The organism is Hyphobacterium vulgare, from assembly GCF_042643335.1.
Classification (GTDB): domain Bacteria; phylum Pseudomonadota; class Alphaproteobacteria; order Caulobacterales; family Maricaulaceae; genus Hyphobacterium; species Hyphobacterium vulgare.
On the sequence record NZ_JBHRSV010000016.1, the window covers coordinates 71,822 to 98,134 of the forward strand.

Here is a 26,313-nt window from a genome sequence, read left to right on the forward strand (position 1 = left end):
TGCCATTCCCGGAGCGGCCGAGGCCCAAACCATGACGCAGTGGGATGTCATCGTGATCGGAGGCGGACACGCCGGCTGTGAGGCCGCGGCGGCGTCGGCGCGCGCCGGTGCCCGCACCCTGCTCCTGACCCACAAGGCGGCGACGATTGGCGAGATGTCCTGCAACCCCGCGATCGGCGGGCTGGGCAAGGGCCACCTCGTGCGCGAGATCGACGCCATGGACGGCATCATGGGCCGGATCGCCGACACGTCGGGGATCCAGTTCCGCCTGCTCAACCGCTCCAAGGGCCCGGCCGTACGCGGACCGCGGACCCAAAGCGACCGCAAGCTCTATCGTCAGGCGATGCAGGCGGAGCTCGCGGCAACGCAAAATCTGACGATCGAGGAAGCCGCCATCGAGGACCTGGTTCTCGATGCCAGCGGCCGCGTCGCCGGAGTGTTGTCCGGCGACGGGCGCGAATGGCGCTGCGGTGCCGTCGTGCTGACGACCGGCACCTTCCTCAAGGGCATGATTCACCGCGGCGAGGAGCGCATCCCGGCTGGCCGCGTCGGTGAAGCCCCGGCGATCGGCCTGTCGGACCGGCTGTACGCCGCCGGGCTGAGAATGGGCCGGCTCAAGACCGGCACGCCGGCCCGCCTCGACGGCCGCACGATCGACTGGTCGGGGCTCGACATGCAGCCCGCGGACGAAACGCCCTACCCCTTCTCCTTCCTGACGGAAACGATCACCGTGCCGCAGATCGCCTGCGGCATCACCCATACCAATGCGCGGACCCACGCCATCATCGCGGACAACATCCATCGTTCGGCTGTCTATGGCGGTGCGATATCCGGCCGCGGGCCGCGTTACTGCCCGTCGATCGAGGACAAGATCCATCGTTTCGCGGACAAGGACTCTCACCAGGTCTTCCTGGAGCCCGAAGGGCTCGATGATCCCGTCGTCTATCCCAACGGCATTTCCACCTCCCTGCCCGCCGAGGTCCAGGACGCCTTTTTGCGCACCCTGGCCGGGCTCGAAAACGTCGAGGTGGTGCGTTACGGCTATGCGATCGAATACGACTATGTCGATCCGCGGGAATTGACGCCGGGCCTGGAAGTCCGGGCCGTTCCGGGCCTCTGGCTCGCCGGGCAGATCAACGGCACAACCGGATATGAGGAAGCCGCGGCGCAGGGTCTGATGGCGGGCCTCAATGCGGCGCAGCGCGCCGGTGGGCGCACCGATCCGGTCACCGTCAGCCGGTCCGAAGGCTATATCGGCGTCCTCATCGACGACCTCGTGACTCGAGGTGTCAGTGAGCCCTATCGCATGTTCACCAGCCGCGCTGAATACCGCCTCACCCTGCGCGCGGATAATGCGGATCAGCGGCTGACTCCTCTCGCCATGTCGCTGGGAGCCTGCGGTTCGGTACGATCTGCTGTGTTCGCGCGGAAGATGACTCTTCTGGACTCTGTACGTGATCTGGCGTCCCGACTCACCCTGACTCCTCCGGAGGCGCAGAAGAGCGGGATCAGGGTCAATGCCGATGGGCGGCGCCGGTCGATGCTGGATCTTCTCTCCTATCCCGGGATCGAGTGGGCCGACATCGAGCGTGTGTGGCCCGGGGAGCTCTCCTCCGTGACTCCGGATGTCAGTGAGCAGATTGCCATCGAGGCGCTCTACGCCAGCTATCTTGACCGGCAGGAGGCCGACATTCTCGCCTTCCGTCGGGACGAGGGCATCCGCCTGCCGCCCGATCTCGACTATGGTGCCATCGGAGGCCTGTCCAACGAGGTGCGCGAGAAACTGGTCGCGGCGCGTCCGCCGACCCTGGGGGCGGCCAGCCGCATCGAGGGGGTCACGCCAGGCGCGCTTACGGCCTTGCTCGCCCACATCAAGTCCGCCCGGCGCAAGGCTGGCTGAGCGCATGCTGACGCGCGAGGCCTTCGCCGCACGGACGGGTGTTTCACGTGAAACACTGGAGCGTTACGAGACCTGGCGCCAACTCCTGGCCGACTGGAGCCGCCACACCAATCTGGTGGGCCGCGCGACGCTGAACGACTTCTGGCATCGTCACGCGCTCGACTCCTGGCAGGTGACACAGATTCTTCCCGCCACGGGGCGCTGGGCGGATCTCGGATCGGGCGCGGGCTTTCCCGGCCTCGCCGTCGCCTTCGCCATGCAGGAGGGGAGTGGCGGCGAAGTCGTCCTGGTCGAATCGATCGGCAAGAAGGCCGCCTTTCTGACCGAAGTGGTCAAGGCCACCGGCGCACCGGCGCGGGTCGCGCCGGTGCGGGCGGAAAGCCTCGATCCCGGCCCCGGCTTCGATGTCGTGACCGCCCGGGCGATGGCGGCGCTGCCGAAACTTCTCGCATACGCGCATCCGCTGTTGAAAAAGGGCGGAAAGGGACTGTTCCTGAAGGGGGCGAAGCATCAGGATGAAATCGCCGAGGCGCGCAAGGCGTGGCGGTTCAAATCCCGGTTGCACGACAGCCTGACCGGGGGTGGCGGTACGATCCTCGAGATCACGGAGTTGGCCCATGCCTGAAACGATGCGGACGTCCTCTCCGAAAGTCATCGCCGTCGCCAACCAGAAGGGCGGCGTCGGCAAGACCACGACCGCGATCAATCTCGGCACCGCCCTCGCCGCGATCGGACAGAAGGTCGTGCTGCTCGACCTCGACCCTCAGGGCAACGCGTCCACAGGACTGGGCGTGCCGCCGGCGCAGCGCGTGTCGACGACCTATGACGTTCTCGTCGGAGAACGGCCTCTGAGCGAGGCGCTGACGGCGACCACGATTCCCGGCCTCAGCCTTGCCCCCTCCGATCCCGATCTGTCGGGCGCGGAGCTCGAACTCGCCAACGCGCCGCGCCGCTCCTACCGGCTGCGCCATGCCATCGAGCGGTTCCGCGACCGGCTGGCCGATCAAGGCGAGCGCTTCGACTACATCCTGATCGACTGCCCGCCCTCGCTGAACCTGCTCACGGTCAATGCCCTGACCGCGTCCGATTCGGTTCTGGTCCCGCTGCAATGCGAATTCTTCGCGCTCGAAGGCCTGAGCCAGCTGATGCGCACGATCGATCTGGTCCGCACCAATCTCAATACCGGCCTCACCCTGCAGGGCGTGGTGCTGACCATGTATGACCGCCGGAACAATCTCTCCGACCAGGTCGCGAGTGATGTCCGCGAGCATTTCGGCGACAAGGTGTATACCACCGTGATCCCGCGCAATGTCCGGGTCAGCGAGGCACCATCCTTCGGCAAGCCGGTCCTGCTCTACGACCTCAATTGCGCCGGCAGCCAGGCCTATATCGCACTGGCCAAGGAAGTCCTGCGCCAGGAACGCGGTCAAGCCTCTGAAAGAAATAAGGAATTGGCATGAGCGTCGAACGCACGCGCGGGCTGGGCCGCGGCCTGTCCGCCCTGTTGAGCGAAACCGAGACCGCTTCCGGCACGTCGAGCGACGGTCCGGGCGTGCGGACAGTGCCGATCGACCAGATCCGCGCCAATCCCGACCAGCCGCGGCGGCGTTTTGAAGAGGCCGATCTCGCCTCGCTGACCGAATCCATCGCCGAAAAGGGTGTGCTGCAGCCTTTGCTGGTCCGGCCCGCCCCTGACGGTCAGGGGTATGAGATCGTCGCCGGTGAACGCCGCTGGCGCGCCGCCCAGCGGGCCCGGATTCACGACATCCCCGTCATCGTGCGCGACCTGTCCGACCGCGAGGCGATCGAGATCGCCATTGTCGAGAATGTCCAGCGCGCCGATCTGAACCCGGTCGAAGAGGCCCGCGCCTTCAGACAGCTGACCGAACGTTTCGGCCATACCCAGGAAGAGATCGCCCGCGCGGTTTCGAAAAGCCGCAGTCATGTCGCCAATGCGTTGCGCCTGCTCGCGCTCCCGGAAAGCGTCCTCGACCATCTCGAAACCGGACGACTGTCGTCCGGGCATGCCCGGGCCATCGCCTCTGCGCCGGATGCCGCCGGTCTTGCCGATCTGATCGTCGAAAAGGGTCTGAGCGTCCGCGCCGCCGAACAGCTCGCCCGCGATGCCGCGTCCGGCAAGGCTCCCGAGCGCAAGGGCCGGGCGACCGATCCGGGAAAGGATGTCGACACCCAGGCGCTGGAAGCCGACCTCGCGGGGCGGCTTGGGCTCGGCATCGACATTCGTCATGGCAAGGGGCCGAAGAAGGAGGCCGGCGAAATCCGGATCTCCTATTCGACGCTGGAACAGCTCGACGATTTGTGCCGCCGCCTGTCGTCGAAATAGCCGGGCGGCTGCCGCCTAGCGTTCGTGGATCACGACCATGCCGAGCAGGATCTGCGCCCCTTCCTGACCGAGAATGTCATCGGTGGCCTGCTGCAGCATCGCCGAGATCCGGTCGGCGTCCGGCATCTCGCCATAGCGGTAATTGGCACCCGCATAGATCGACAATTGTGTGACATAGGCATTGCGCAGCCGCGGCATCATCTCTTCGGCCCGGGCGCGAAGCCGGCGGTCGGGGATCTCCAGCCCGGCCTCGATCTGCAGAATGCCCCGCAGGCGGTAATCCGCCTGCAGCGTGGCCGTCAGGGGGGCCAGGGGAACGAAATCCGGAGACGAGGTGATCGAACGCCCGCGTTGGGCCTGCTGCGGCGCCGCACCGTGCCCGTCCCCGTCCGACGGCGGCGGCGAAGCGAATGCGGGCGCCGCTTCGGCAAGGATCAGCGCGAGGGCGGCGGGAAGCAACTGGCGTATCGTCATGCCCCGAACTCTGCCACACGGGAGTAAATTTCCCGTTTTCAAGCCCGGACATGGATCCGAATCCGGATTCAAAGCGTAAGACGGGTCATACCGCTTCAAGAGAGGGTCTCATGTTGAAGTCTGCTTTCGCCGCCTCCGCAGCAATCATCATCCTGTCCGCGTCCGCTTCCGCGCAGGAGGGAGGTGCGCCGGACTTTGTTGCCCTCGGGGTCGCAACCGCACCCGATCACCCCGGCTCCGACGAGTATCGCATCCTGCCCTTCGGTGCCGGCCGCGTCCGTCTTGGCGAGGTTGTGCTTCAGGTCGAAGGTCCCGGCCTGTCCGCGGCCTTTCTCGATACCGGCCGGGTCGAGGCCGGTGCCTATGCCCGCTGGTATGGCGGCCGCGACAGCGATATCGACGACCCGGTGGTCCGCCTGCTGCCCGAAGCCGATGGCGGCGCCGTTCTGGGTGGTTTCGTGCGGGTGCTCGCCGCCCGGGGCCTGACCAGTGACTTCGATCGCGTCTATCTCAGCGCCCGCGCCGGGGCTGATGTGACCGGTGAATATGACGGACTGTTCTGGTCCGCATCGGCGGCCTGGACCGCTCCCCTGTCCCCGACGACCCTGTTCATTGCCAATCTCTCGGTCAGCGGCACGCCGGATTCCTATGCCGACCGCCTGTTCTCCGTCGACGCGGTTGGATTCGCCGCCAGCGGCCTGCCGGTCCACACCGCCGAGGGCGGCATCCAGGATATCGGCGTGACCCTCTTCCTCGACCAGCAGGTCTCCGAAAACTGGTCCGTCACCGGCGTGCTTGGCGCGTCCCGCCTGCAGGGCGACTATGCCGACAGCCCGATCGTCACCGTGCGAGGCAGCGATACGCCGGTCTTTGCCGGGATCGCGATCGGCCGCCGCTTCTGACCTGACTGGACACTTCACTCTGGTCTCCTGCCGCCTCTTCGCTATGAAAGGGGCGTAGGGGTTGCGCGTGTGCGCTCAAGGGGACCAGCCATGAAAATCAGATCCGTACCGCTCCGCCTGCTGAGCATCACGACACTTCTCGCCCTGGCCGGGCAAATCTATTCGACGCTGGTTGCGGCGCTCGGCGCCTATGTGTGGTCTCATGCGGAGACCGTGTCCTACGACCTGGCATCGCTCTACGACGGGCTCAATCTCGGAACGCTTGCCGCTCTCGGGATCTACATCATCTGGCTCGTCGTCTTACTGGTCTGTACCTACCGGGTTGTCGCCAATTCGCGCGACCGGTTCGGGGACGAGCAGAAGCCCGGACCGGGTTGGGCGGTCGGCTACTACTTCATCCCGTTCATGAGTCTGTTCAAACCCTATCAGGCGATTTCGGTCTGTACCGCGCTCACATTCGCGGACGACCCCGCCGGACCGAAAACCGAACGTCTGCTGGGGCCATGGTGGACGGCATGGCTGGTCTCGGGTTTCGCCGGCACGATATCCACACGCCTCTACATGCAGGCGGATTATGATTCGATGTCGATGTTCGTCTGGGCGGAGTCGATCGGGGTCGCCGGTTCGATCCTCGGCTTCGTCGCGATCGGACTCGTATCCCTCATCGTGACCCGGATCGCCCGTTTCCAGACACAGGACTGGAAGCCGGTCGCAGACAGCAAAACGCCGCCTCCGGCGGAAGCCGGGGCGGCGCCTTGAAGGGCCTGCGGGGGCGGGCTCAGTGGCCGGAGACGGCCGCCGTCATCACGCCATCCGGTTGCGCCGTGACGCGGGCATGGACGGCGGCAAGGTCAGCATCCTCGATCTCGCCGATCGCCATTTCCACCATCTGCTCGGTACAGTCCTGGCGGGCCTCTCCGAACTGCGCGCAATAGGCATCAGCCGTCGCGACCAGTTCTGCGTAGATTTCCTGCGCGCTGCGCTCCCCGGAAATGTCGGTCCGGTCGACCACGAAGTAGAATTCGTTCGTGGAGGACTCCTGCGACAATGCGGGCGCGGCCACCGCGAAAGCCAGGGTGGCGGAAACAGCGAGGGTCGAAAAAATCTTCATGGCGGCCTCCCGGGTCCATCAGCTTCGCCGCCCAAACCCGGCGGCTTTTGTGACGGTTCGGATATGTTTATGACACCGAACCTTCACAAAACTGTATTCTATCCGGACCCGGATGAAAAGGGGGTGTTTTCGCCGCGCTTCGTTCGCTCGTTATCTCATTCATGTTTTTGAGGTTTTCTGCCCCGGAGCGGGAGGCGTGCAGGCAGAAACCGTCCGAAAACACGCGAACTGCGGCCGTCTGAAGTGGCCCAGAAACCGAATGTCTGAAGGAGGCTTGGTGGAGCCGAGGGGAATCGAACCCCTGACCTCGTCATTGCGAACGACGCGCTCTCCCAACTGAGCTACGGCCCCGCACCAAGGGAGCGGACACATACGGTCCGCGCCGGAAACCGTCAAGCAACTCTGCAGCCCGCCGCAATTCTGCCCGTTCGAAGAATACCGTCTTGCGTTTCAACTTCAGCAAACGCAACCTCAACACGGCTATAGGCAATACCTGCGGGACGGGGCGCAATGGCAGACATGATCTCGGCAACCGGCTTCATGCCGCACGGCATGTGCTTCCTCTGGACGCCGTGGCTGTTGTCGCTTCACGCCGTATCGGACAGCCTGATCGCCCTGTCCTACTTCTCCATCCCGGTCGTTCTGGCGCTGTTTGCCTGGCGCCGGCCCGAAACCCGCTACAAGCCGGTGCTCTGGTTGTTCACCGCCTTCATCCTGTTGTGCGGGACCACCCACGTCTTCGCGATCTGGGTGATCTGGAACCCCGACTACATCACCGAGGGCGTGGTCAAGGCGGCAACCGCGATCGTGTCGGTCGCGACGGCAATCGTGCTGTGGCCGCTCTTGCCAAAGGCGCTGCGCATCCCCTCGGTCGAGCAACTGGAGGCCGTCAATCGCGATCTGACCGGGGAAATAGCCCGCCGCCGAACGGCGGAAGCCGAGTTGGGCGGACTTGCCCGCAATCTGGAAACCCGGGTCGAGGCGCGGACCGCCGAACTCATCCGTTCCAACGAGACATTGCGTGAATACGCGGCGACCGTGGCCCACGACCTGCAAACGCCGCTGCGCCATATCGCCATGTATTCGGAAATGCTGAAGCGCAAGGCGGCCGGTGAACTCGACCCGGACGCGGCCGCCATGCTCGATCAGATACACGGCGCGACCGGGCGCATGCGCGCCATGATCTTCAGCTTGCTGGAATACTCCAAACTGGTTGACCAGGTTCCCGACCCCGGCCATCACGATATCGCGGATATTCTCCAGGCGGCGCTCGCCGAGAACCGGACCGAGCTCGGCGCCGTGTCGGCCACCGTGACCGTCGCCGCCGACGGTCAGGTCTTCGGCGACCGGGAATTGCTCGTCAGGCTGTTCTCGAACCTCATGGACAATGCGGTCAAATACCGCTCGGACGAACCGCTGATCCTCGCAATAGCGGCCGAACCGGACGGCGACAGGACCGTCATCACCGTGACCGATAACGGGATCGGCGTTCCGGCGGAATTCGCCGACCGGATATTCGAAATGCTCAAACGCCTGCATGGCGAGGAGCGTCCGGGGACCGGAATCGGCCTGTCACTCTGCCGCCGCATCGCCGAGGGACATGGCGGTTCGGTCCGGCTCGACACCGAATATTCGGGCGGTGCCCGCTTTGTCGTGCGCCTGCCCGCAACACCAGACAGGGAAGAATGATGTCAAAGCGAATTGGACAACGGACCGGACCGCTGCGCGTCCTCGTCGTCGAGGATGACCGCCAGGATGCCTACTTCATCATGAACGCGCTGGATCAGGCCGGAGAGACCGAAAGCGATCTGGTCACCAGCGGGGCCGCCGCGGTCGAGGCGATCACCGAAGGGGTGCACGACATCGTCCTGCTCGACCTCAACATGCCGGGCATCACCGGACGCGATGTGTTGAAGACGATCCGCACCGAACGCGGCATCAAGACGCCGATCATCGTCCTGTCGACTTCGACCCAGCGCGGGGACATCGACGACAGCTACGCGCTCAACGCCAACGCCTATATCGTGAAACCCTACGGGCTCGACGAGTACGACACGATCGCCGCCGGACTGCACAATTTCTGGCATGTGCTTGCGCGGTTGCCGGGAGAGCCCCGGCCCGGCTAGACAGGCGGGACATTTTCCCGGAGGCCGCGAACCATGCCCTATCCGATCTACTGGCTGCTCACGAATGTCCTGCAGATCTACATCATCGTGATCCTGGTCTGGGTCGTGCTCAGCTGGCTTGTCGCCTTCAACGTGGTCAATCGGCACAACGCCTTCGTCCAGGCCGTGATCCGCGGCACCGCCGTGCTGGTCGAACCGGCGCTGCGTCCGATCCGGCGTATCCTGCCTTCGCTCGGGGGTATCGATTTCTCCCCCATTGTCCTGATGCTGCTCGTCCAGTTCGTGATCATCACCCTTGGCTGGATCTATACCCGTTTCGGCATCTGACGTGATGCGCGAGGATGGCACTGCCCTCCTTTTGCGCGTCCGTCTCACCCCGAACGCCTCGATCGACCGGATCGAGGGGATCGAGACGGCCGCCGACGGGTCGGCGCATCTGAAATGCCGGGTCCGTGCCATTCCCGAAAAGGGCGCTGCCAATGCCGCGGTCGAAAAACTCGTGGCGAAGACGCTGCGCATTCCCAAGTCCGCCGTCACCGTGATAGGCGGAATGACCGCACGCGTGAAAACCCTCCGGATCGAGCCGGGACCGGAAACGCGGACTCTCCTGGCATCCCTGTTGGGGAAGGGTGAAGCATGACGGCCAGCATCATTGACGGAAAGGCCATCGCGGCCGAAATCGACGCGCGTGCCCGGCACACCGCCGAGGCGCTGGCGCGCATTTCCGGCCGCAAGCCGGGACTGGCCGTTGTCCTGATCGGCGACGATCCGGCCAGCGACGTCTATGTCCGCAACAAGGGACGCCGCGCCGAAGCCGCCGCGATGCGCTCGATCGAGATCCGCAAGCCGGCCGCGACGACCGAGGCCGAGGTCATTGCCATCGTTCAGCGGCTGAATGCCGACCCGTCGGTCGACGGCATCCTTGTCCAGATGCCCCTTCCCGGTCACATCGATTCCGGCAAGGTCATCGCGGCGATCGACCCCGACAAGGATGTCGACGGCCTGACACCGGTCAGTGCCGGCCGGCTCCTGCTCGGTCAGTCCGGCCTGCGCCCCTGCACGCCGGCGGGCTGCGTCATCCTGGCCGAGCGCGCACTGGGCAAGCTCGACGGCAAGTCGGTCGTCGTGGTCGGCCGCTCGATTCTGGTCGGAAAGCCGGCCGCCCTGCTTTTCCTCGAGAAGAACTGCACCGTCACCATCGCCCATTCGAAAACCCGGGACCTGCCGGCCCTGTGCCGCACCGCCGACATTCTCGTCGCCGCCGTCGGGCGGCCGAACATGATCGGCGGCGACTGGATCCGGCCCGGTGCCTGCGTCCTCGATGTCGGCATCAACCGGATTCCGGCACCGGAAAAGGGCGAGGGCGGGACCCGCCTTGTCGGCGATGTCGATTTCGACGCGGCGAAAGACGTTGCCGGGTCGATCACGCCCGTCCCCGGCGGGGTCGGTCCGATGACGATCGCCCTGCTTCTGCGCAACACCGTCCAGGCCATGGCGCGGCGCGAAGGTGTGGATATCCCGGTTGCGGCGGCCTGACCCGAGACAGATGTAAACATCGCGTTAGGATTTCCCGCGCAAAACCGGTCCATCGAACAGCGAATCGCCGGAGGCCGGACCGTGACCCAGGAACCGATCAAAGTGCTCCACGTCGAAGATGATTTCGCCGACGCGCTTCTGGTCCAGAATGCGGTCTGCGAGGCCGGCGATCTCGACATCTCCTTCACGGTCGCGCGCACGCTGCGCGAAGCCAAACGCAAGCTGGCTGCCGGCGGATATGACCTCATCCTGCTCGACCTGCGCCTGCCGGACTCGGTCAAGCCGCGCGAAACCTACGAGACCGTCGCCGAACTGTGCGGCGGCACGCCTATTCTTGTGCTGTCCGGCTCCATGCGGGTCGACTCCGACGCCCTGCCGGAAGAGATCAATACGCTCGACAAGAACAAGCATCTCGCGGGCGCAGACGGTCAGGCGCCGATCTATCTTGCCGGCATGATCCGCCAGACCGCGATGTCGAACCAGATCGAGGCGATCTGACCGGCGCACGTCTGGCGTGAATCTTGCGGGTAATGTCGCCGGAATGGCGGGAGCCCGCATCAATGTACCGCATCGATGTCATGAATCCGGACAGGATCGACCCGGGCCTCAGACAGGCCTGGATCAATCTGGCGCGCGAGTGCGGCCTGACCACCCCGCTTCTGCACCCCGACTTCGCGATCCTGATGGGCAGGGTGCGCAAGGATGTCCGCATCGTCTGCGCCTTCGAGGGCGGCCGACTGGTCGCCGTCCTGCCCCTGCATCGTCGCCCGGGCGGACTGGCCCGGCCGCTGGGCGCGCCCTTTGCCGACATCCAGGGCATGATCGCGGCGCCGGACTTCGCCATGCCGCTCTCCGCGCTGTTCGACAAGGCCGGCATTCGGGCGCTTCATTTCGACGCCGCCGCGGACCCGCAGGGCCGCCTGGGCGATCTCGCCGAGGCCGAGCCCCTGCACCTGATGCGCGTCAATGACGATCTCGACGCCGTGCTGGAAAACCAGCGCGCGCAGCATGCCAAGCGGTACAAGAACCATCGCCGCCTCGCCCGCCAGCTCGAGCGCGAACGGGGTCATGTCGAACTCGTCGCGCCTGATCGCGACGCGGCGGCCTTCGACACCCTGATCGGCTGGAAGCGCGCCCAGTTCGAACGCACCGGCCGGCACGATGTGCTCGCCCCGCGCTGGGCCGGAGAGATGATGCGCACGCTGTTCCTTGAAGCGCAGGGCGAGGCCGAGGGTCTGATGGTCACCTTGCGCGTCGAGGGACAGGTCGCCGCCGGCCTCTACGGCATCCGGACGGGGAGCGACTACAATCCCTGGATCGCCGCCTTCGACCCCGACTTCGCGCCCTGGTCGCCCGGCCAGCTCATCCTCCACGCGTTGATGGAGAAGATGCCCGATCTGGGGCTCACCCGCGTCGATCTGGCCGGCGGGCACGATCACTACAAGAAATACTATGCCAATGCGCACGAGACGATGCGCGCCGGAATGGTGACGGCCAGCGGGCTGGCCCGCGCACGGACAGACCTGGTCCGCCTGCCCTGGTCGCTGGGTGAGGCGATGCCCGGCGCGGTGTCACGCCAGGTCGCCCGGCTGCACCGCCGCACCGAACTGATCGCCAGTTCCGAGCTCGACTGGCGCGGCCGGGTCGGCGGCCTGTGGCGCGCCGTGTCGATGCGCAGCAGCACGGTCTGACCCGGTGAAGGATCACGCATGACGGATATTTCGGTCATCATCCCCACATTCAAGCGGCCGGAAGGGCTCGACCGGGCGGCGCGGAGCATCCTCCGCCAGGCCAATCCCTGCGGCCTGAAGCTGGAACTGATCATCGTCGACAACGACCCGGCGGCGACCGCGCTTGACGCGGTGCGCGGGCTGGCGGACGGGGCACCCTTCCCGGTGCGCTACGTCCACGCCGCCGAGCCGGGTGTCGCGAATGCGCGTAATGCCGGCGTGACCGCAGCGTCGGGTGACTTCATCGCCTTCCTCGACGATGACGAGGAAGCGCCAGCCGCCTGGCTGTGCGAACTGGTCGGCGAACAGCGCTTCCACGAAGCCGATGTCGTCTTCGGTCCGGTCCGCGCCCGCCTGCCCGAAGCGATCACCGATCACCGCGCCTACTACATCCAGTTCTTCTCGCGAATCGGGCCGGAGGACTCCGGTGTGATCGACCACTATTACGGCTGCGGAAACTCGCTGATCCGCCGCGCCGCCTTGCCGCAGCGCGACGCGCCCTTCTCCGCCGAGCGCAATGATATCGGCGGCGAGGACGATCTCCTGTTCGCGGAGATGGAGCGCGCGGGCGCGCGCTTCGCATGGTGCGCCGAAGCCTTCGTCTATGAAGACCCGATGCTCAGCCGCACCCGGCTCGGCTACACGTTGCGCCGCGCCTTCGCCTACGGGCAGGGGCCCAGCGCGGCCTGCGCCGCCGCGCGTCACCTGCCCGGAATTCTGTTCTGGATGGCCGTGGGCGCCGCACAATTCGCCGTCTACGGCACCGCCGCCGCCGCCCTGTGGCTGGTCCGCGCCCCGCGCCGCGCGCGCATGCTCGACAAGGCAGTACGCGGACTGGGCAAGCTGTTCTGGGGCGGGCCGTTCAAGCTCAAATTCTACGGCAGCGCAGCATGACACGTGTTCTCGAACCCGGTCAGTTCGACGCGCTGGCGCGCCGCGATTTCGGCCGCGCGCCGCAGGCCTTCCGCCACACGCTTCACCAGCGTTCGATGTTCGATGATGCGGCGCTCGCCGATGTGCTCGACCGCTATCCGCGTGACAGGCTCGGCGTCTTCACCATGGGCGGCGATCCTGTGGACTGGCGGTCCTGGCGGCGCGGCCGGGCCGGCAACCTGTCCGGCGAGGCGCTTCTGACGTCGGTCCGGGAGGGCCGGATCTGGCTCAATCTGCGGGCCACGAATGATTATCTCGAGGAATTCGACGCGCTGTCCGGGGAGATGTTCGGCGCGCTCGAGGCAGAAATCCCGGGTCTGAAGACCTTCCGGCGTGATGTCGGCTTGCTGATCTCCTCGCCCGGCGCGCAGGTCTTCTACCATCTCGACGTGCCGCGCGTGACCTTGTGGCATATCCGGGGCCGCAAGCGCGTCTGGCTTTATCCGGCCCGCGCGCCCTATGTCACCGCCGAGGCGCTTGAACGCATCGTGCTGAAGGAAACCGCCGAACAGTTCGACTACCGTCCGGACTTCGATGGTGGCGCGGCCGTGTTCGATCTCGAACCCGGCGATGTCCTGCACTGGCCGCAATACGCACCGCACCGCATCGTCAACGGCGACAGTGTCAATGTCTCGCTGTCGTGCGAATTCCTAAGCCCGGCCGCGCTGGTCAGCGCCAACGCCGTCTATGCCGATGCGCTGGCGCGCCGCCGCCTGGGACTGACCCCGAAACGGCGCGGCGCCTGGCATCCGGCCAGCCTTGTGAAATTCGCTGTCGCGCGCTCGGCCAAGGCGATGGGGCTGGAGCCGAGCCCGCCCGAACCCCTGCCGCCCAGCTTCGCCGTCGACCTGTCCGCACCCGGCGCGGTCGGGCCGCTCGCGGGCTGACTATTCGAACAGGGACGAGCCGCAGATCTCGCGGACCGCCGGTTCGGCATCAACCATTTTCTGCGTCATCGCGGCCAGCGATTCGACCGTCATGCCGGTCTCGCTGGCAATGGTCATCATCGTCTGCTGGTCGCGGGTCTCGGCCTGCGCGATCCGCAGCATGAACTGCATCTCGGCCTCGGTCAGATGCGCTTCCATCTGGTCGGCGACGCAGCGGCAATCCTCGGCATTCTCGCCTTCGGCGATGCATTCCTGCGCGATGTCGTCGGCGGTATCGGCTGTGGCGGCGCCGGTCAGCAGCATCGCGGCGGCAGCGGCAGTCAGAAATCGGAACATGATCGGCCTCGTCAAATGGATCTTCTTCCAGCCTAACATCGTTTGCGGGAGATGAACCCCGCCTGAGTGTGATTCGCCTAAAGCGCGAACCATGCCCATAATCCCGGCTCTGGGGATTGCGGGGACTTCGCGACCAAGGGAGCTGACATGATGCTTCGCACGACACTGGTAACGATTGCAGCCGCCGCCGCCGTGCTGGCGGCCTGCGCCACACCGACCCCCTATCAGGCCGCCGACCGGCCGGGGGGCTATGGCTATGAACAGGTATCGCTGGAATCGGACCGCTACCGGATTTCCTTTTCCGGCAATTCGCTGACCGACCGGGAGACGGTGGAAACCTATCTGCTCTACCGCGCCGCCGAACTGGCGCTGGAGCGCGGCTACGAGACCTTCACCGTCGTCACCCGCGCCACCGACGAGGACACCCGCACCTGGGGACCGTCGCGCGATCCGTGGCGTTATTCCGGATTTCTGGTGGACTATCGCTATTACCACCCCGCCTATGGCTGGTATCCGTGGCACGACCCCTTCTGGGATCGCCACCACTACCGCGAGACGACGCGCTACGAGGCTGCGGCGGAGATCGTGCTGGGGCGGGGCCATCCGGACGATCCCAACACGTTCAACGCCCGCGAGGTGATGGCCAATCTCGGCAACGACATCGCGCGCCCGCAGATGTAGACGGGGCGAGCCGGCCGTCAAACGGGACACCGGCCTTGCTCGCACACGCGGCACAGGCCGAACCCAGACACCAGAAGGCCGGGCAATCGCCCGGCCTTTTCATGTTCAGAAGCTGGCGGCCAGCGTCAGCCGCACCGCCGTCGGCGATCCCGGGCTGATATTGTTGTCGTTGTGCGCGCTGTACCAATAGGTCGTGTCGGTCAGGTTCTCGATATTGAGCTGCAGGTCGATCCGGTCGCTCAGCGCATAGAAGACGCCGGCATCGACCCTTGTATAGGCAGGCAGCACTACCGTGTTCGAGATCGAGGCGTATTGTTCGCCCTGGTGGATCACCCCGAGCGCGACGTCGAACCGGTCGGTGACCGAGATCCGGTTCCACACCGAAGCGCTGAAATCGGGCACAAGCGGCGCCTCACGCCCGGCCGGGGCCGCGCTCGTCGTCGACGTGATCTCGGCATTCTGAAAGGCCATGGCGCCGATGATGTTCCACCCGTCCCGGATCTCGCCCTGCACCGACAGCTCCAGCCCTTCGGAACGCTGTGATCCGGTCAGCACCGTCGTGCCCGGCGTGGCGCCCGGCGCGGTCGTGTTGGTCCGGTCGAGGCGGTAGAGCGCCGCGGAGAAGAGCAGCTGGTCATTGGGTTGCCAGCGCAGGCCGATCTCGGTGCTCTCGAATTCCTCGGGCTCGAGCGAGGCGCGGGTCGCATTGAGCGAATTGAACTGCTCGCCCGATTGCGGCAGGTGCGCCAGGCTCCAGCCGCCATAGAGCGACACGCCCTCGACCGGTTCATAGACGATGCCCAGGCGCGGCGACAGGAAGTCGTCGCTGCGAGCGAAATCCGGCTGGCCGGGCCGCCGGTCGGTGAAATCGAGATCGAACTGGTCGAAACGCAGCCCGGCGACCAGGGTCAGCGCCTCGGTGACGTGAATCTGGTCCTGCACCAGCACCGCGAACAGGTCGAGCGAATTGGCGTTGTCCTGCGCCGGAGCGAGGGTGAAGTCCGGCGTGTAGGTGCGGCCGCGGTCGGCGAGGCTGAACACCGCCGAGGTCGAGTTCACCCGCACATTCTCACTGTCCTGCCGCCCCGCCTCGACGCCGATCAGCAGCGTGTGCTCGACGCTGGCCAATCTGCCCTCCCAGACCAGATCGGCCTGGGCGAGCAGGTTCTCGCGCAGCGTCTGCGAGGTGTAGGACGAGATCCGCACCGTGTTCGCGACCGGATCGACCGGCCCGCCCGGATAGACATTCTCGTAATACTTGTCGTAATCGCCCCAGGACAGCGCGCCGCGGAAGCTGAACCCCTGGCCGAGATCACGCGACACCACGCCGCGCAGCGTCGAGACGCGGATCTCGCTGGCCGACAGGTCGGGATTGCCGAAATAGGTCTCGGCCGGACCGCCCCAGGGGCGGCTTCCCTGCGAGGGCACGCCGCGATCGACCGTGCGGTCGTCGGCGAAATGTTCGGCGAACACGTCGATGCGGGTATCTCCGAATTCGAAACGGGCCGCCGGGGCGATGCCACGCCGCTCGATCTCGACCTCGTCGCGGAAGCTCTCGCTGTCTTCCAGAACGCCATTGAGACGGAAGCCGAAATCGGGCGTGATGGCGGTGCCGAAATCGCCCGCCAGCCGGCGCTGTCCCTCGCTGCCCAGCGTCAGCGACAGGCCGCGTTCCTCTTCGCCATCGGCGGGCTTGGACACGCGGTTGATCGCGCCCCCGCCCGTGCCGCGGCCGAACACCAGCGCCGAGGGGCCCTTGATGACATCGACGCGTTCCACATTGTAGAGATCGCGCAGATACTGCAGATCGTCGCGCATGCCGTCGACGAAGAAGTCCGCGGTCGACAGATTGCCGCGCATGACCGGCGCGTCGCGGTGACCTTCGCCCTGGCCCATCGTCACGCCCGGAACATAGCGGACCAACTCGCCCATCCCCGTCATCGCCTGGTCGTCGATCACGTCGCGCGTGATGATCGTCACCGCCTGGGGAATTTCCTCGATCGGTGTTTCCGTCCGGGTGACCGAACTGGTCTCGTCCTCGCGGTAGGATGACCGCGTTCCATAGACGTAGAAGACATCATCGGCGGCACTCGCGGCCGCAGCCGCAGCCACCAGCGGCCCGGCGTCGCTCCGGTCATCCGACTGTGCGAACGCAGCGGCAGGAGCCAGCACGCTGAAGGCGGCGCCGGCGAGAAGAAGAGAACGCATGATGGTGTCGACCCCCGTCGAGATTGCGAATGATCCGCATTCAACGCAACCAGAAAGGGTCTGTCCAGATCAATTGAGAATGAAAGTCAGAAGTTTTTGCAGTTATCGGCGTGAAAAAGGCCGGGCGGATGCCCGGCCTTGCTGCATCGGAAATGCGGTACCCGACCCTATTTCGGGCCCATCCGCGCGCCGGCGTCAAGGCGCACGCATTCGGCGTTGATATAGGTATTCTCGACCATGAAGGCGACAAGATCGGCGTATTCCTCCGGTGTGCCGAAGCGCTGCGGGAATTGCAAATGCGCCATCAGATTGGTTTTCACCTCCGGCGGCATTTGCTTGTAGATCGGCGTCTCGAAGAAGCCCGGCAGGATCGTGTTCACACGCACGCCTTCGCGCGCGAGGTCGCGCGCCATCGGCAGCGTCATGCCGTAAATGCCGCCCTTCGAGGCGGAATAGGCGACCTGGCCGATCTGGCCGTCCTGCGCCGCGACCGAGGCGGTGTTGATGATCACGCCGCGCTCGCCATCCGCCATCGGATCGGCGCCCAGCATGCCTTCGGCGGCCTTCGCCGCGCACATGAAGCTGCCGATCAGATTGATCGCGATGACTTTCGAGAAACCCTCGATCCTGTGGCTCATGATCTCGCCGGAGGAGGACCGGCGCGCCGTCTTCTCGGCCCAGCCGATCCCGGCGCAATTCACCAGGACGCGTTCCTGGCCGTGCGCGGCGCGGGCCTTCTCGAACCCGGCGGTGACGCTCGCCTCGTCGGCGACATTGACCTTGCAGAACACGCCGCCCAGCTCCTTCGCCAGAGCCTCGCCGCGTTCCTCATTGAGGTCGAACAGGGCGACTTTCGCGCCGCCGGCCGCCAGACGGCGGGCCGTGCCCTCGCCGAGACCCGACGCGCCGCCGGTGACGATGGCGGCGATATCCTTGGACAGTTTCATCGTGTGCACTTCCCCGTATCGAAAGGTGGACTCTTTTCCGGCAGGCAGATAACCCGCCCCCGCCCCGCGCGCCAAGCCCTCTTCACGGGACTTCTTGCCGCGTGCCCGGGGTGGTAGAGCTTTCAGTCCGCCGCGAAGGCGCGGCAGAAATCGAGGAAACACGCATGGCCTCCTCCCCTGTGGCCCTGGTTCTTCATGGCGGTGCGGGCGTGCTCGCCCGGCGCAGCTATGACCGCGAGGTCGAACACCTCCATTCGCTGGCCGAGCGCGGCCGCACCCTGTTGCACGACGGAATGAGCGCGATCGACGTCGTCGCCGACCTGACCCGAGCGATGGAAGTCTCCGGCCTCTATGTCGCCGGAAAGGGCTCGGCTCCGAATGTCGAGGGCCGCTACGAGCTCGACGCCGCCATCATGGACGGACCCTGCCGCATGGCCGGGGCCGTCGCGGCGCTCGAAGGTTTCGTCTCGCCGATCGATGCCGCGCGCATGGTCATGGAAAAGACTCCGCACGTCCTGCTCGCCGGCGACGGCGCCGCGCGACTGGCACGCAAGAACGGGCTCGAAGAGGTCGAAGATCCGGACAGCTATTACAAGCCCGCCGCCGTGGCCGACAATCGCGCCATCGCCACCGGCACGGTCGGCGCCGTCGCGCTTGATGCCGAAGGCCGTCTCGCCGCCGCGACCTCGACCGGCGGCACGCTGAAGAAGACGCCCGGCCGCGTCGGCGATTGCCCGCTGATCGGCTCGGGCACCTGGGCCGATACCGAGGTTGCCGTTTCCTGCACCGGTCAGGGCGAGTACTTCATCCGCTCATTGGCCGCCGGCACGGTCGCGGCGCGCATCCGCTACCTGCAGGAAAGCCCGGATGAGGCCTGCCGCTGGGCGTTGAAGGACGTGAAGCGTCTCGGCGGCGATGGCGGCATCATCGCCGTCGGCAAGGATGGCCGTGTCGCCTTCCCGTGGAATTCCGAAGGCATGAAGCACGCCGTCCTGCATCCTGATGGCCGCATCACCGCGGGCGTGAAGGCCGGATGACGGCGGCCACGGGCACGCGGCCCGTCCGTCCCCTGAAAGGCTATTTCGGCGTCGGCGTCGAGGGCATTTCGAAGGCGATGAATCTGGGCGCGATCCTCAGGACCGCGCACGCCTTCGGCGCCAGCTTCGCCTTCACCGTCGATGCCCATCACAAAGCGCTCGATATCTTCCAGTCAGACACCGCGCGCAGCCTGAAGAATGTCCCCTATTTCGGCTGGGACAGCCTCGCCGAAATGGTCCTGCCCGAAGGCTGCAGCCTTGTCGGGATCGAACTGACCGAGGACGCGGTCGACCTGCCCAGCTTCCGCCACCCGCGCGCCTGCGCCTATGTGCTCGGGCGCGAGCGCGGCTCGCTGACCCCGGAAATGCAGGCGCGCTGCGACCATATCGTGCGCATCCCGACGAAATTCTGCGTCAATGTCTCGGTGGCGGCGGCGATCACGCTTTACGACCGCACGCTGGCGATGGGCGGCTACCCCGATCGCCCGCTCATGCCCGGCGGGCCGGAGCTCGGAACGCCCGGGAGCTGGGATGCCCCGAAGGTACGGCGCTGATCTTTCCCCTCGCCCCCATTTGGGGGAGAGGGTGGCGCGGAGCGCCGGGTGAGGGGGACAGCCACTCACCGCAATTTCGGAGCAGAACCCCTCATCCGCCCTTGCGGGCACCTTCTCCCCTTGAAAAGGTGAGAAGGGAGAGCACACACACCACGTGACCGAAACCGGTAAAACTACCCCAGCCACTTCTGGAGCAGGCCCGGCAGGCCTGTGAATGCCAGTTCGCCCTCGGTCACGGCCAGCGCGTAGCAGACCTCGCCGGCCTCCGCGATCGGCCGGTGGGTGGTGGCGCCGTCGACCGCGGCGAGATCGCCCGCGCCATAGTGCCGGATCCCGTCATGGAAGGCCCCGGTGAGCACCAGGGTGAATTCCCGGCCCGCATGGCTGTGGCGCGGCGCGCCATGGCCCGGCTCGATGCGCAGGAGTTCGGCTTCCGCGCCGGCCTCCTTCATCAGCACGATGCGGCGTACGCCCGGCGCGGCGAAACGCCAGTCGAGACCTGATTCCAGCACGCGTTCGCGCAGCGGGTCGGGCAGGGCGAGAATTTCGTCGAGCCATTTCGACCCGCTCGACGCGGCTTGCACCGGGTCGGCGGCTGCCGTGCCCAGACCGGCGGCTTCACCCGCGCCTCGCTCCAGCGCCTCGATCGTCGCCAGCGCGATCGCCTCGGCATTGTCGGCCATCGGTGCCGGTACCTCGGCCTCCAGCAGCGCTCCGCCCAGCACCTCGCCACCAGCGACCGCCGCGGCGACATCGCCGCGCAGTGCCGAATGGGTTTCCACGAGCAGGCGCAGCGGCGCCGACAGGCGTCCCGCCGCGTACGCGATTGCCAGCGATGATGCGGTCACATGGGTCATGGTCGTCTTGCCGTATACGCGAAGCCGCCGGATATGGATCGCGGCAGCCCCGGGTCAAGGCGTCTAGAGATCATCACGGCCGAGCACCCCTCTCAGCTTGTCGAAGGCGAGCCGCAGGCGCGACTTGACCGTCCCCAGCGGCAGATCCTGTCGCACGGCGATTTCCGAATGACTAAGCCCGTCGAAAAAGGCGAGGCGGAGGAGGGCGACCTGTTCGTCGGGAAGCGTCTTCAGCGCGTCGCGCACCCTGGCTTCGCGATCCCGGGCGAAGACGGCATCGTCGGGGGCTTCCGCCGCGCCGGGCTGCAGCAGCGGTTCCTCGGCATCGAGCGCCGGCTTGCCGTCGCGGCGAGCCAGATCGATCCGCCGGTTGCGCGCGATCCGGTAGATCCAGGTCGAGGCCGACGCCTGTTTCGGATCGAACAGCGACGCCTTGCGCCAGACGGTCAGCATCACTTCCTGGGTCAGCTCTTCCGCCGTTGCATCGTCACTCGCCAGGCGTTTGAGATAGGCCTTGATGCGCGGCGCGAAGAAGCCGAACAGCTCCGCGAAGGCGGCGCGGTCCTTGCGCGCGCATGCCTCCACCAGCCCGTCGAGCCGGGCCCGGCGGGCGGTGTCGTTTTCCTGTCCGGCAAAGTCACTCACCCGGGGCGGCCCCTTCTGATCGCCCCCTGCTTGTGGGCGAGGCGCGCGGCGCGATCAAGCCCGTTCACACTCCGTGAATCAATCTGCTGTGATATCCGCAGCGCCTTGAATCTGCCGCGAAACCCTGCTGGACAAGGCGCGTTCCGTGAATCCGGCCGCTCTGGAGAAAGACGTGATGTTCCGCCGACTTGCCTGCCTTGCCGCCGCCCTCGTCCTGGTCAGCGCGCCCGCCGCGGCCCAGACTTCGCGCGGCAATTACTCCGACTGGCATGTCTTCACCGTCGACACCGTTGACGGACTCGTCTGTTATGCGCTGACCCAGCCGACCGAGATGGCGCCGCAGAATGTCGATCACGGCCAGGTCTTCTTCATGGTGTCGAGCTGGGCCAATGGTCAGGCCAGCGAACAACCCCGCTTCATCGCCGGCTACCCGCTGCGTCCGGACAACCCGCCGCTGGCGCGGATCGGGTCGGACCGGTTCGAGATGTTCGCCGCCGACCGCGACGGCTTCGTCGAGGAGACCGAGGACGAGCGCCGCCTCGTCCGCGCGATGAAGGCTGGCGCGCTGATGCGGGTCGAGGCGACCTCCACCCGCGGTACGGCCACGGCCTATGAATTCTCGCTGTCGGGCATCACTGCGGCGCTGAACCGCGTCGGGGAGTTGTGCTGATCTCCTTCCCGGGCCACCGCCTCGAAACAGGCGCATAGCGCGTCGCGCGCCGCGCTCCGGGGCGCGCTTTTTCGGTAGATCAACGCCGGCTCCACCGGCCGGTCCGAGACCGGCACGTCGAGCACGATCAGGCCGTGAACCACGCTCGCATGGCGCACCACCGGTTCCGGACCGATCAGGATGTGGTCCGTCACCAGGGCGGCGCGGGCCAGCAGCGTATAATCGTCACACACCACCCCCGCAGGAACGGCGCCCCAGGCGAGCGGTTCGCGCCGCAACGCTTCGGGCAGGGTGGCCCCCGCCACCGGATAGTCGGTCAGCGCGCCGCCCGACAGCACCGGATGCCCGGAGCGCACCGCCGCAGCCATTCGCTGCGCCGGCAGGCGCCGCACCACCAGTCCCGGATCGGGCGCGACATTGCCGACATGGGCGGCTGCCAGATCGATCTGCCCCCGCGCCACCAGTTCGATCAGTTCCGCAGCCGCCCCGGCCCGTACGGTCAGCCGCACGCCGGAATGCGACTGCAGGAAGCGGCCGACCGTTTCGGGCAGCAACTGGTAGGCGATGGCGGGTCCGGTCCCCAATGTCAGCGCGCCGGCTTCACCCCGGCGCCAGCGCCGGGCCTCGGCTTCGAGATCAGCGGCTTGCTGCAGCAGGCTGCGTGCACGCGGCAACATCGCCTCGCCGAGGCGCGTCAGAACCAGCTTGCGCCCCGCCCGTTCGAACAGTGCGCCGCCGAGCGCGGCTTCGATCTGGCCGAGCGTCTTGGACGCGGCCGGTTGCGAGACGTTGAGCGCTGTCGCAGCGGCGGTCAGCGTGCCGTGATCGGCGCAGGCGGCGAACAGGCGGGCAGTGCGCAGATTGAGCATGCCGTACCATAACAAGCGATTATATGAATATCACGAGATAATATTTGAGGTTATATCCGGACCGGGCCAGATTTGCGGGCAGGAGGCCCCGGCGATGATCAGCGAGAAACTTCTGGTTCCGGCCATCTTCGCCGCCTTCGCCCTGCTCGAAATCATTGTCGGGCGGTTTCACCCGAAGGACCGGTCCTCGCGGCGCGACATCCTGATCGAGACTGTGTCCAGCCTGACCATCGTTCTGGTCACGGTACCGGCGATCTTCGCGCTCGCGCCGCTCCTGGTGGAGGCCGTCCGGCCCGGCTCGGCCGGCGCGCTCGCCTTTCTTCCGTGGTGGGCGATGGTCGCGATCCTGCTCGTCGCCGACGACATGACGCAATACTGGTGGCACCGCGCCAGCCACAACATTCCCTGGCTCTACAATCTGCACCGGGCGCACCATTCGGGCGCCTATATGAGCGTGCGGATCTCCTACCGGAACAATCTTTTCTACTATCTCTTCATGCCGGGGATCTGGATCGCCGCCGTGCTGGTCCATCTCGGTTTCTACCCGGTCTATGCCGTCTATCTCGTGATCAAGATGACGATCATCTTTGCCGCGCATTCGGCCTGGCGCTGGGATGCCGCCCTCTACCGGATTCCCGCGCTGCGTCCGGTGATGTGGCTCGTCGAACGTGTCATCTCCACCCCGGCGACCCACAGCGCCCATCACGGCCTCGACCGCACGGACGGCGTCACCCACTACAAGGGCAATTACGGCAATCTGCTCTTCTTCTGGGACGTGTTGTTCGGCACCGCGAAGATCACGCGCTGCTATCCCGAACGCTATGGCATCGAGGGGATGGAACCGGTCAGCGCCAGCCGCGAACTGCTGTGGCCGCTGGTGCGCCGCTGAGCCTTACCCCGTCTCCGGCCCGAACGGTTTCACGCGCAGCTTGATCTTGTGATCCTCCGGACCTTTCTCGCCCTTCGGGTAGAGGCCGCGGTAATAGGTCTTCTGCCACTTCTCCTCGACCGCGCCGGTCTCGTGACGCAGCAGGCGCTCGGCGAAGTCGGCGCGCTGCTCGCGCCATGCCATGAAATGTTTGTAGGTCTCCGGATCGGAGTGGATCGAGACGATTTCCGGCTCGAAACTGTCGAACAGATTGCGCGGCACCGGAAACAGGGTCGCGATTGTCTCGCCAGCCGCAAACCGCACCTTTCCCGGCCGGGTGAAACGCCAGTTCATCGTGAAGGAATAGGGGCTCCAGTCGGTCTCGATCACGCCCGACAGCGGCGCGATCCCGTCCTTGATGCCGTTCATCGGCCCGGTGACGAAGATGTTCCAGCCCTCCGGCGTGCGCAGCATGAAGCTCAGCTCGAAGGTCAGCACGCCCTCGCCGAAATTGGCCAGCGGCGCGCCGGGCGAACCGGGCGGGATTGGCGGGTCGGCGCGCACCACGACGTCGGCAGGATAGTCGCCGCCATTCCACTCCGCCTCGAAATCGAAGGGCGTGAACACCTCCCAGCCATGCTGGTTGGCCAGTGCCAGTGGCAGGCAGCGATAGGGAAAGGCCTCGCGCGCGCTGTCCATCCAGTCGCGGCGCGCCTCGGCGGGCCGGATCGGCATCTCGCCGGCCACCAGCGGGAAGAGGGTGAGTTTCATGGTGCGACGTTAGCGGGGCGCGCGGGTGAGGTGAACCGGGAGATGCGGCCAACGCCTTTCCCTCCCCTCGAAGGGGAGCGGGGTGGGGTGAACATCTCTTTTCTTGGGGTTCCCGCGAAAGCGGGAATCCGAAACCGGGTAAAAGCTTCAGGTCCCCATTTTCATGGGGACCCCATGAAAGCACCCCCACCCCAGGCGGCTGCCTTGCATCCCAGCCCCTCGCAAAACGGCCCGATTTGCATTAGATGACGCCGCCATGACGACCGCACTCGACCTCTACGACCCGTCCGCGAAACCGCTGCCTGGCAAGGCCTCGCTGGCCGGGATGACGCGTGACGCCCTGAAGACCGCCCTGATCGAGGGCGCAGGCGTCGACGCAGGCAAGGCGAAGATGCGCGCCGACCAACTGTGGCGCTGGATCCACCATGCCGGCGTCACCGATTTCGGCGCCATGACCAATGTGTCGAAGGATCTGCGCGCCGTCCTGGACCAGAATTTCACGCTCAACCGCCCGGAGATCGTTGAACGCCTCGTCTCGGTCGACGGCACGCGCAAATACCTGATCCGCCTCGCTCCCGGCGTCGAGTGCGAGACCGTTTTCATCCCCGATGTCGGCAAGTCCGGCGCGTTGTGCGTGTCGAGCCAGGTCGGCTGCACGCTCAACTGCACCTTCTGCCACACCGGCACCCAGCCCCTGGTGCGCAATCTCACGGCGCAGGAAATCGCCGCGCAGGTGATCATCGCCCGCGACGACCTCGCCGAATGGCCGACCTCGAACGAGAACCGCCAGATCACCAACATCGTCTTCATGGGGATGGGCGAGCCGCTCTATAATCTCGATGCCGTGTCCGACGCGATCGACACGATTTCCGATGGCGACGGCATCTCGATCGGGCGGCGGCGCATCACGGTGTCGACCTCCGGTGTGGTGCCGAAAATCGTCGAACTGGGCGAGCGCACCGGCGCCATGCTCGCCATCTCGCTGCACGCGACCAATGACGATCTCAGAAATGAGCTCGTGCCGCTGAACAGGAAGTATCCGCTCAAGGAGCTGATGGACGCGATCCGCCAGTATCCCGGCCTCGGCAACGCCAAGCGCGTCACTTTCGAATATGTCATGCTGAAGGGCGTGAACGACAGCCTCGCCGAGGCGAAGGCGCTGGTGAGACTGCTCAAGGGCGTGCCGGCGAAGATCAACCTCATCCCCTTCAATCCCTGGCCGAACTCGCCTTACGAGTGTTCGGACTGGGACCGGATCGAGGCTTTCGCCGAAGTGGTGAACCGGGCGGGCTATGCCTCGCCGATCCGCACCCCGCGCGGCCGCGACATCTTCGCCGCCTGCGGCCAGCTGCGCTCGGAATCGAAGAAGCTGCGGGCGAGTGAGCGGAAGAAGCTGCAGGACGCTGCGTCGGCGTGACCATCGCCGTCCTCTACCGCTGGCGGATCACGCCCGGGAAGGAAGCCGAATTCCGCGCCGCCTGGGTTGAAGGCACGAAACTGATCCACGAAAAATGCGGCAGCTACGGCGCGCGCCTGCATGAGGGCGCGGACGGCCTGTTCTGGTCCTATGCGCGCTGGCCGTCGGACGAGGTTCGCAAGGCCTGTTTCGAGCAGAACGACTTCTTCTCGAAGGCCTGTTTCAAGACCATGCAGGCCGCGATCGCGGAACGTTTCGACGAAGTGGTGCTGACCGTCACCGATGATGTGCTCAGGGAAGAATGAGGGCGTGCTTCCCTCCCCTTGAGGGGGAGGGACGCGAACGGCGACCATCAGGTCGACGGGAGCGGGGTGGGGTGAACTTACTTTTCGCCATGGGCTTCCCGCGATCCCCGCATTCGCGGGGACAGGCATCGGGAATCCGAAACCGGGTGCATGCTTCAGGTCCCCATTTGCATGGGGACCCCGTCAACGTCTCAATTGACGTTTC

General features: G+C 66.1%; 31 protein-coding genes and 1 tRNA gene. 22 read left to right on the forward strand and 10 right to left on the reverse strand.

All coding sequences use genetic code 11. From position 1 onward, the window contains the following. Positions 1 to 31: 31 nt before the first annotated feature. From mnmG to ACFOOR_RS08495, 4 genes are read left to right on the forward strand one after another with little or no spacing between them, the layout of a single operon-like run. Positions 32 to 1,900 (forward strand): tRNA uridine-5-carboxymethylaminomethyl(34) synthesis enzyme MnmG, encoded by a 1,869-nt coding sequence (gene mnmG / locus ACFOOR_RS08480; protein WP_343164459.1) that lies wholly within the window; start codon positions 32 to 34, stop codon positions 1,898 to 1,900. Positions 1,901 to 1,904: 4 nt separating this feature from the next. After that, positions 1,905 to 2,525, forward strand: a complete 621-nt coding sequence (gene rsmG, locus ACFOOR_RS08485; protein WP_343164460.1) for a 16S rRNA (guanine(527)-N(7))-methyltransferase RsmG — start codon at positions 1,905 to 1,907, stop codon at positions 2,523 to 2,525. Beyond that, positions 2,518 to 3,360 carry a ParA family protein gene (locus ACFOOR_RS08490; protein WP_343164461.1) on the forward strand — a complete coding sequence of 281 codons (843 nt, stop codon included), beginning with the start codon at positions 2,518 to 2,520 and terminating at the stop codon, positions 3,358 to 3,360. The genes rsmG and ACFOOR_RS08490 overlap by 8 nt, the downstream gene beginning before the upstream one ends. Further along, positions 3,357 to 4,244, forward strand: coding sequence for a ParB/RepB/Spo0J family partition protein (locus ACFOOR_RS08495; RefSeq protein ID WP_343164462.1), 888 nt, complete (start codon positions 3,357 to 3,359; stop codon positions 4,242 to 4,244). Before ACFOOR_RS08490 ends, ACFOOR_RS08495 begins: the two co-directional genes overlap by 4 nt. A gap of 15 nt (positions 4,245 to 4,259) precedes the next feature. On the opposite strand, the gene ACFOOR_RS08500 is transcribed toward ACFOOR_RS08495, so the two are convergent. Further along, positions 4,260 to 4,718 (reverse strand): Tat pathway signal protein, encoded by a 459-nt coding sequence (locus ACFOOR_RS08500; RefSeq protein ID WP_343164463.1) that lies wholly within the window; start codon positions 4,716 to 4,718, stop codon positions 4,260 to 4,262. A 110-nt stretch (positions 4,719 to 4,828) separates the two neighbouring features. On the opposite strand from ACFOOR_RS08500, the gene ACFOOR_RS08505 reads away from it, so the two are divergent. Beyond that, the gene (locus ACFOOR_RS08505; protein ID WP_343164464.1) at positions 4,829 to 5,620 is read left to right on the forward strand and encodes a MipA/OmpV family protein; all 792 of its coding nucleotides are present in this window, start codon (positions 4,829 to 4,831) and stop codon (positions 5,618 to 5,620) included. Positions 5,621 to 5,710: 90 nt separating this feature from the next. Next, the gene (locus tag ACFOOR_RS08510) at positions 5,711 to 6,379 is read left to right on the forward strand and encodes a DUF4328 domain-containing protein (RefSeq protein WP_343164465.1); all 669 of its coding nucleotides are present in this window, start codon (positions 5,711 to 5,713) and stop codon (positions 6,377 to 6,379) included. A gap of 19 nt (positions 6,380 to 6,398) precedes the next feature. On the opposite strand, the gene ACFOOR_RS08515 is transcribed toward ACFOOR_RS08510, so the two are convergent. Together ACFOOR_RS08515 and ACFOOR_RS08520 are read right to left on the reverse strand one after the other, a co-directional pair. Continuing rightward, positions 6,399 to 6,731 (reverse strand): hypothetical protein, encoded by a 333-nt coding sequence (locus ACFOOR_RS08515; protein WP_343164466.1) that lies wholly within the window; start codon positions 6,729 to 6,731, stop codon positions 6,399 to 6,401. A gap of 275 nt (positions 6,732 to 7,006) precedes the next feature. After that, positions 7,007 to 7,082, reverse strand: a tRNA-Ala gene (locus ACFOOR_RS08520). Positions 7,083 to 7,241: 159 nt separating this feature from the next. Here ACFOOR_RS08520 and ACFOOR_RS08525 point away from each other — a divergent pair. From ACFOOR_RS08525 to ACFOOR_RS08565, 9 genes are all read left to right on the forward strand, one after another. Continuing rightward, positions 7,242 to 8,420 (forward strand): sensor histidine kinase, encoded by a 1,179-nt coding sequence (locus ACFOOR_RS08525; RefSeq protein ID WP_343164467.1) that lies wholly within the window; start codon positions 7,242 to 7,244, stop codon positions 8,418 to 8,420. Continuing rightward, a complete protein-coding gene (locus tag ACFOOR_RS08530) occupies positions 8,420 to 8,857 on the forward strand; it encodes a response regulator (protein WP_343164468.1) in 438 nt (145 codons plus the stop codon). The genes ACFOOR_RS08525 and ACFOOR_RS08530 overlap by 1 nt, the downstream gene beginning before the upstream one ends. 33 nt (positions 8,858 to 8,890) lie before the next feature. Then, on the forward strand, positions 8,891 to 9,184 hold the full coding sequence (locus ACFOOR_RS08535) for a YggT family protein (RefSeq protein WP_343164469.1): 294 nt from the start codon (positions 8,891 to 8,893) through the stop codon (positions 9,182 to 9,184). Between the two features lie 4 nt (positions 9,185 to 9,188). Continuing rightward, entirely contained in the window at positions 9,189 to 9,497 is a 309-nt protein-coding gene (locus ACFOOR_RS08540; RefSeq protein WP_343164630.1) for a DUF167 family protein, read from the forward strand. After that, a complete protein-coding gene (gene folD, locus ACFOOR_RS08545) occupies positions 9,494 to 10,393 on the forward strand; it encodes a bifunctional methylenetetrahydrofolate dehydrogenase/methenyltetrahydrofolate cyclohydrolase FolD (protein WP_343164470.1) in 900 nt (299 codons plus the stop codon). Before ACFOOR_RS08540 ends, folD begins: the two co-directional genes overlap by 4 nt. An 81-nt stretch (positions 10,394 to 10,474) precedes the next feature. Beyond that, on the forward strand, positions 10,475 to 10,891 hold the full coding sequence (locus ACFOOR_RS08550) for a response regulator (RefSeq protein WP_343164471.1): 417 nt from the start codon (positions 10,475 to 10,477) through the stop codon (positions 10,889 to 10,891). A 62-nt stretch (positions 10,892 to 10,953) separates the two neighbouring features. Continuing rightward, positions 10,954 to 12,084, forward strand: coding sequence for a GNAT family N-acetyltransferase (locus ACFOOR_RS08555; protein WP_343164472.1), 1,131 nt, complete (start codon positions 10,954 to 10,956; stop codon positions 12,082 to 12,084). 18 nt (positions 12,085 to 12,102) lie between these two features. Further along, the gene (locus ACFOOR_RS08560) at positions 12,103 to 13,017 is read left to right on the forward strand and encodes a glycosyltransferase family 2 protein (RefSeq protein WP_343164473.1); all 915 of its coding nucleotides are present in this window, start codon (positions 12,103 to 12,105) and stop codon (positions 13,015 to 13,017) included. Then, a complete protein-coding gene (locus ACFOOR_RS08565) occupies positions 13,014 to 13,943 on the forward strand; it encodes a hypothetical protein (protein WP_343164474.1) in 930 nt (309 codons plus the stop codon). The genes ACFOOR_RS08560 and ACFOOR_RS08565 overlap by 4 nt, the downstream gene beginning before the upstream one ends. Here the strand turns inward: ACFOOR_RS08565 and ACFOOR_RS08570 are convergent, their stop codons facing one another. Continuing rightward, positions 13,944 to 14,279: a hypothetical protein gene (locus ACFOOR_RS08570; RefSeq protein WP_343164475.1), complete on the reverse strand. Its 336-nt coding sequence runs from the start codon at positions 14,277 to 14,279 to the stop codon at positions 13,944 to 13,946. It abuts the gene before it with no gap. A 147-nt stretch (positions 14,280 to 14,426) separates the two neighbouring features. Between ACFOOR_RS08570 and ACFOOR_RS08575 the strand changes: the two genes are divergently transcribed. Next, positions 14,427 to 14,960, forward strand: a complete 534-nt coding sequence (locus tag ACFOOR_RS08575) for a CC0125/CC1285 family lipoprotein (protein ID WP_343164476.1) — start codon at positions 14,427 to 14,429, stop codon at positions 14,958 to 14,960. Between the two features lie 105 nt (positions 14,961 to 15,065). On the opposite strand, the gene ACFOOR_RS08580 is transcribed toward ACFOOR_RS08575, so the two are convergent. Next, on the reverse strand, positions 15,066 to 17,168 hold the full coding sequence (locus tag ACFOOR_RS08580) for a TonB-dependent receptor (protein WP_343164477.1): 2,103 nt from the start codon (positions 17,166 to 17,168) through the stop codon (positions 15,066 to 15,068). 167 nt (positions 17,169 to 17,335) lie between these two features. After that, entirely contained in the window at positions 17,336 to 18,115 is a 780-nt protein-coding gene (locus ACFOOR_RS08585) for an SDR family NAD(P)-dependent oxidoreductase (RefSeq protein WP_343164478.1), read from the reverse strand. 164 nt (positions 18,116 to 18,279) lie between these two features. Here ACFOOR_RS08585 and ACFOOR_RS08590 point away from each other — a divergent pair, with 164 nt between their 5' ends. Beyond that, positions 18,280 to 19,152 (forward strand): isoaspartyl peptidase/L-asparaginase family protein, encoded by an 873-nt coding sequence (locus ACFOOR_RS08590; protein ID WP_343164479.1) that lies wholly within the window; start codon positions 18,280 to 18,282, stop codon positions 19,150 to 19,152. 32 nt (positions 19,153 to 19,184) lie between these two features. Next, the gene (locus ACFOOR_RS08595) at positions 19,185 to 19,706 is read left to right on the forward strand and encodes an RNA methyltransferase (RefSeq protein ID WP_343164631.1); all 522 of its coding nucleotides are present in this window, start codon (positions 19,185 to 19,187) and stop codon (positions 19,704 to 19,706) included. 173 nt (positions 19,707 to 19,879) lie between these two features. Here the strand turns inward: ACFOOR_RS08595 and ACFOOR_RS08600 are convergent, their stop codons facing one another. Together ACFOOR_RS08600 and ACFOOR_RS08605 are read right to left on the reverse strand one after the other, a co-directional pair. Beyond that, a complete protein-coding gene (locus ACFOOR_RS08600; protein WP_343164480.1) occupies positions 19,880 to 20,563 on the reverse strand; it encodes a cupin domain-containing protein in 684 nt (227 codons plus the stop codon). 63 nt (positions 20,564 to 20,626) lie between these two features. Further along, on the reverse strand, positions 20,627 to 21,208 hold the full coding sequence (locus tag ACFOOR_RS08605) for a sigma-70 family RNA polymerase sigma factor (protein WP_343164481.1): 582 nt from the start codon (positions 21,206 to 21,208) through the stop codon (positions 20,627 to 20,629). Between the two features lie 175 nt (positions 21,209 to 21,383). Between ACFOOR_RS08605 and ACFOOR_RS08610 the strand changes: the two genes are divergently transcribed. Continuing rightward, on the forward strand, positions 21,384 to 21,878 hold the full coding sequence (locus tag ACFOOR_RS08610; protein ID WP_343164482.1) for an invasion associated locus B family protein: 495 nt from the start codon (positions 21,384 to 21,386) through the stop codon (positions 21,876 to 21,878). Here ACFOOR_RS08610 and ACFOOR_RS08615 read toward each other — a convergent pair. Then, positions 21,818 to 22,747, reverse strand: coding sequence for a LysR family transcriptional regulator (locus ACFOOR_RS08615; protein WP_343164483.1), 930 nt, complete (start codon positions 22,745 to 22,747; stop codon positions 21,818 to 21,820). The genes ACFOOR_RS08610 and ACFOOR_RS08615 overlap by 61 nt on opposite strands. A 94-nt stretch (positions 22,748 to 22,841) precedes the next feature. Here ACFOOR_RS08615 and ACFOOR_RS08620 point away from each other — a divergent pair, with 94 nt between their 5' ends. Continuing rightward, positions 22,842 to 23,636, forward strand: coding sequence for a sterol desaturase family protein (locus tag ACFOOR_RS08620; RefSeq protein WP_343164484.1), 795 nt, complete (start codon positions 22,842 to 22,844; stop codon positions 23,634 to 23,636). 3 nt (positions 23,637 to 23,639) lie between these two features. Here the strand turns inward: ACFOOR_RS08620 and ACFOOR_RS08625 are convergent, their stop codons facing one another. After that, complete coding sequence (locus ACFOOR_RS08625) at positions 23,640 to 24,386, reverse strand: DUF6065 family protein (RefSeq protein ID WP_343164485.1); 747 nt, start codon at positions 24,384 to 24,386, stop codon at positions 23,640 to 23,642. A gap of 256 nt (positions 24,387 to 24,642) precedes the next feature. On the opposite strand from ACFOOR_RS08625, the gene rlmN reads away from it, so the two are divergent. Together rlmN and ACFOOR_RS08635 are read left to right on the forward strand one after the other, a co-directional pair. Next, a complete protein-coding gene (gene rlmN / locus ACFOOR_RS08630) occupies positions 24,643 to 25,803 on the forward strand; it encodes a 23S rRNA (adenine(2503)-C(2))-methyltransferase RlmN (protein WP_343164486.1) in 1,161 nt (386 codons plus the stop codon). Next, the gene (locus ACFOOR_RS08635) at positions 25,800 to 26,108 is read left to right on the forward strand and encodes an antibiotic biosynthesis monooxygenase (RefSeq protein ID WP_343164487.1); all 309 of its coding nucleotides are present in this window, start codon (positions 25,800 to 25,802) and stop codon (positions 26,106 to 26,108) included. Before rlmN ends, ACFOOR_RS08635 begins: the two co-directional genes overlap by 4 nt. Positions 26,109 to 26,313: the final 205 nt, after the last annotated feature.

Coding starts and splice junctions, on each gene's coding strand:
- ACFOOR_RS08615 (WP_343164483.1), bottom strand. CDS start 22,747: ATGCTCAATCTGCGCACTGCCCGCCTGTTCGCCGCCTGCGCCGATCAC.
- ACFOOR_RS08495 (WP_343164462.1), top strand. CDS start 3,357: ATGAGCGTCGAACGCACGCGCGGGCTGGGCCGCGGCCTGTCCGCCCTG.
- ACFOOR_RS08525 (WP_343164467.1), top strand. CDS start 7,242: ATGGCAGACATGATCTCGGCAACCGGCTTCATGCCGCACGGCATGTGC.
- ACFOOR_RS08535 (WP_343164469.1), top strand. CDS start 8,891: ATGCCCTATCCGATCTACTGGCTGCTCACGAATGTCCTGCAGATCTAC.
- ACFOOR_RS08570 (WP_343164475.1), bottom strand. CDS start 14,279: ATGTTCCGATTTCTGACTGCCGCTGCCGCCGCGATGCTGCTGACCGGC.
- mnmG (WP_343164459.1), top strand. CDS start 32: ATGACGCAGTGGGATGTCATCGTGATCGGAGGCGGACACGCCGGCTGT.
- ACFOOR_RS08590 (WP_343164479.1), top strand. CDS start 18,280: ATGGCCTCCTCCCCTGTGGCCCTGGTTCTTCATGGCGGTGCGGGCGTG.
- ACFOOR_RS08490 (WP_343164461.1), top strand. CDS start 2,518: ATGCCTGAAACGATGCGGACGTCCTCTCCGAAAGTCATCGCCGTCGCC.
- ACFOOR_RS08625 (WP_343164485.1), bottom strand. CDS start 24,386: ATGAAACTCACCCTCTTCCCGCTGGTGGCCGGCGAGATGCCGATCCGG.
- ACFOOR_RS08540 (WP_343164630.1), top strand. CDS start 9,189: ATGCGCGAGGATGGCACTGCCCTCCTTTTGCGCGTCCGTCTCACCCCG.
- ACFOOR_RS08560 (WP_343164473.1), top strand. CDS start 12,103: ATGACGGATATTTCGGTCATCATCCCCACATTCAAGCGGCCGGAAGGG.
- ACFOOR_RS08555 (WP_343164472.1), top strand. CDS start 10,954: ATGTACCGCATCGATGTCATGAATCCGGACAGGATCGACCCGGGCCTC.
- ACFOOR_RS08510 (WP_343164465.1), top strand. CDS start 5,711: ATGAAAATCAGATCCGTACCGCTCCGCCTGCTGAGCATCACGACACTT.
- ACFOOR_RS08585 (WP_343164478.1), bottom strand. CDS start 18,115: ATGAAACTGTCCAAGGATATCGCCGCCATCGTCACCGGCGGCGCGTCG.
- rsmG (WP_343164460.1), top strand. CDS start 1,905: ATGCTGACGCGCGAGGCCTTCGCCGCACGGACGGGTGTTTCACGTGAA.
- ACFOOR_RS08620 (WP_343164484.1), top strand. CDS start 22,842: ATGATCAGCGAGAAACTTCTGGTTCCGGCCATCTTCGCCGCCTTCGCC.
- ACFOOR_RS08515 (WP_343164466.1), bottom strand. CDS start 6,731: ATGAAGATTTTTTCGACCCTCGCTGTTTCCGCCACCCTGGCTTTCGCG.
- ACFOOR_RS08565 (WP_343164474.1), top strand. CDS start 13,014: ATGACACGTGTTCTCGAACCCGGTCAGTTCGACGCGCTGGCGCGCCGC.
- ACFOOR_RS08500 (WP_343164463.1), bottom strand. CDS start 4,718: ATGACGATACGCCAGTTGCTTCCCGCCGCCCTCGCGCTGATCCTTGCC.
- ACFOOR_RS08600 (WP_343164480.1), bottom strand. CDS start 20,563: ATGACCCATGTGACCGCATCATCGCTGGCAATCGCGTACGCGGCGGGA.
- ACFOOR_RS08610 (WP_343164482.1), top strand. CDS start 21,384: ATGTTCCGCCGACTTGCCTGCCTTGCCGCCGCCCTCGTCCTGGTCAGC.
- rlmN (WP_343164486.1), top strand. CDS start 24,643: ATGACGACCGCACTCGACCTCTACGACCCGTCCGCGAAACCGCTGCCT.
- ACFOOR_RS08505 (WP_343164464.1), top strand. CDS start 4,829: ATGTTGAAGTCTGCTTTCGCCGCCTCCGCAGCAATCATCATCCTGTCC.
- folD (WP_343164470.1), top strand. CDS start 9,494: ATGACGGCCAGCATCATTGACGGAAAGGCCATCGCGGCCGAAATCGAC.
- ACFOOR_RS08575 (WP_343164476.1), top strand. CDS start 14,427: ATGATGCTTCGCACGACACTGGTAACGATTGCAGCCGCCGCCGCCGTG.
- ACFOOR_RS08530 (WP_343164468.1), top strand. CDS start 8,420: ATGTCAAAGCGAATTGGACAACGGACCGGACCGCTGCGCGTCCTCGTC.
- ACFOOR_RS08580 (WP_343164477.1), bottom strand. CDS start 17,168: ATGCGTTCTCTTCTTCTCGCCGGCGCCGCCTTCAGCGTGCTGGCTCCT.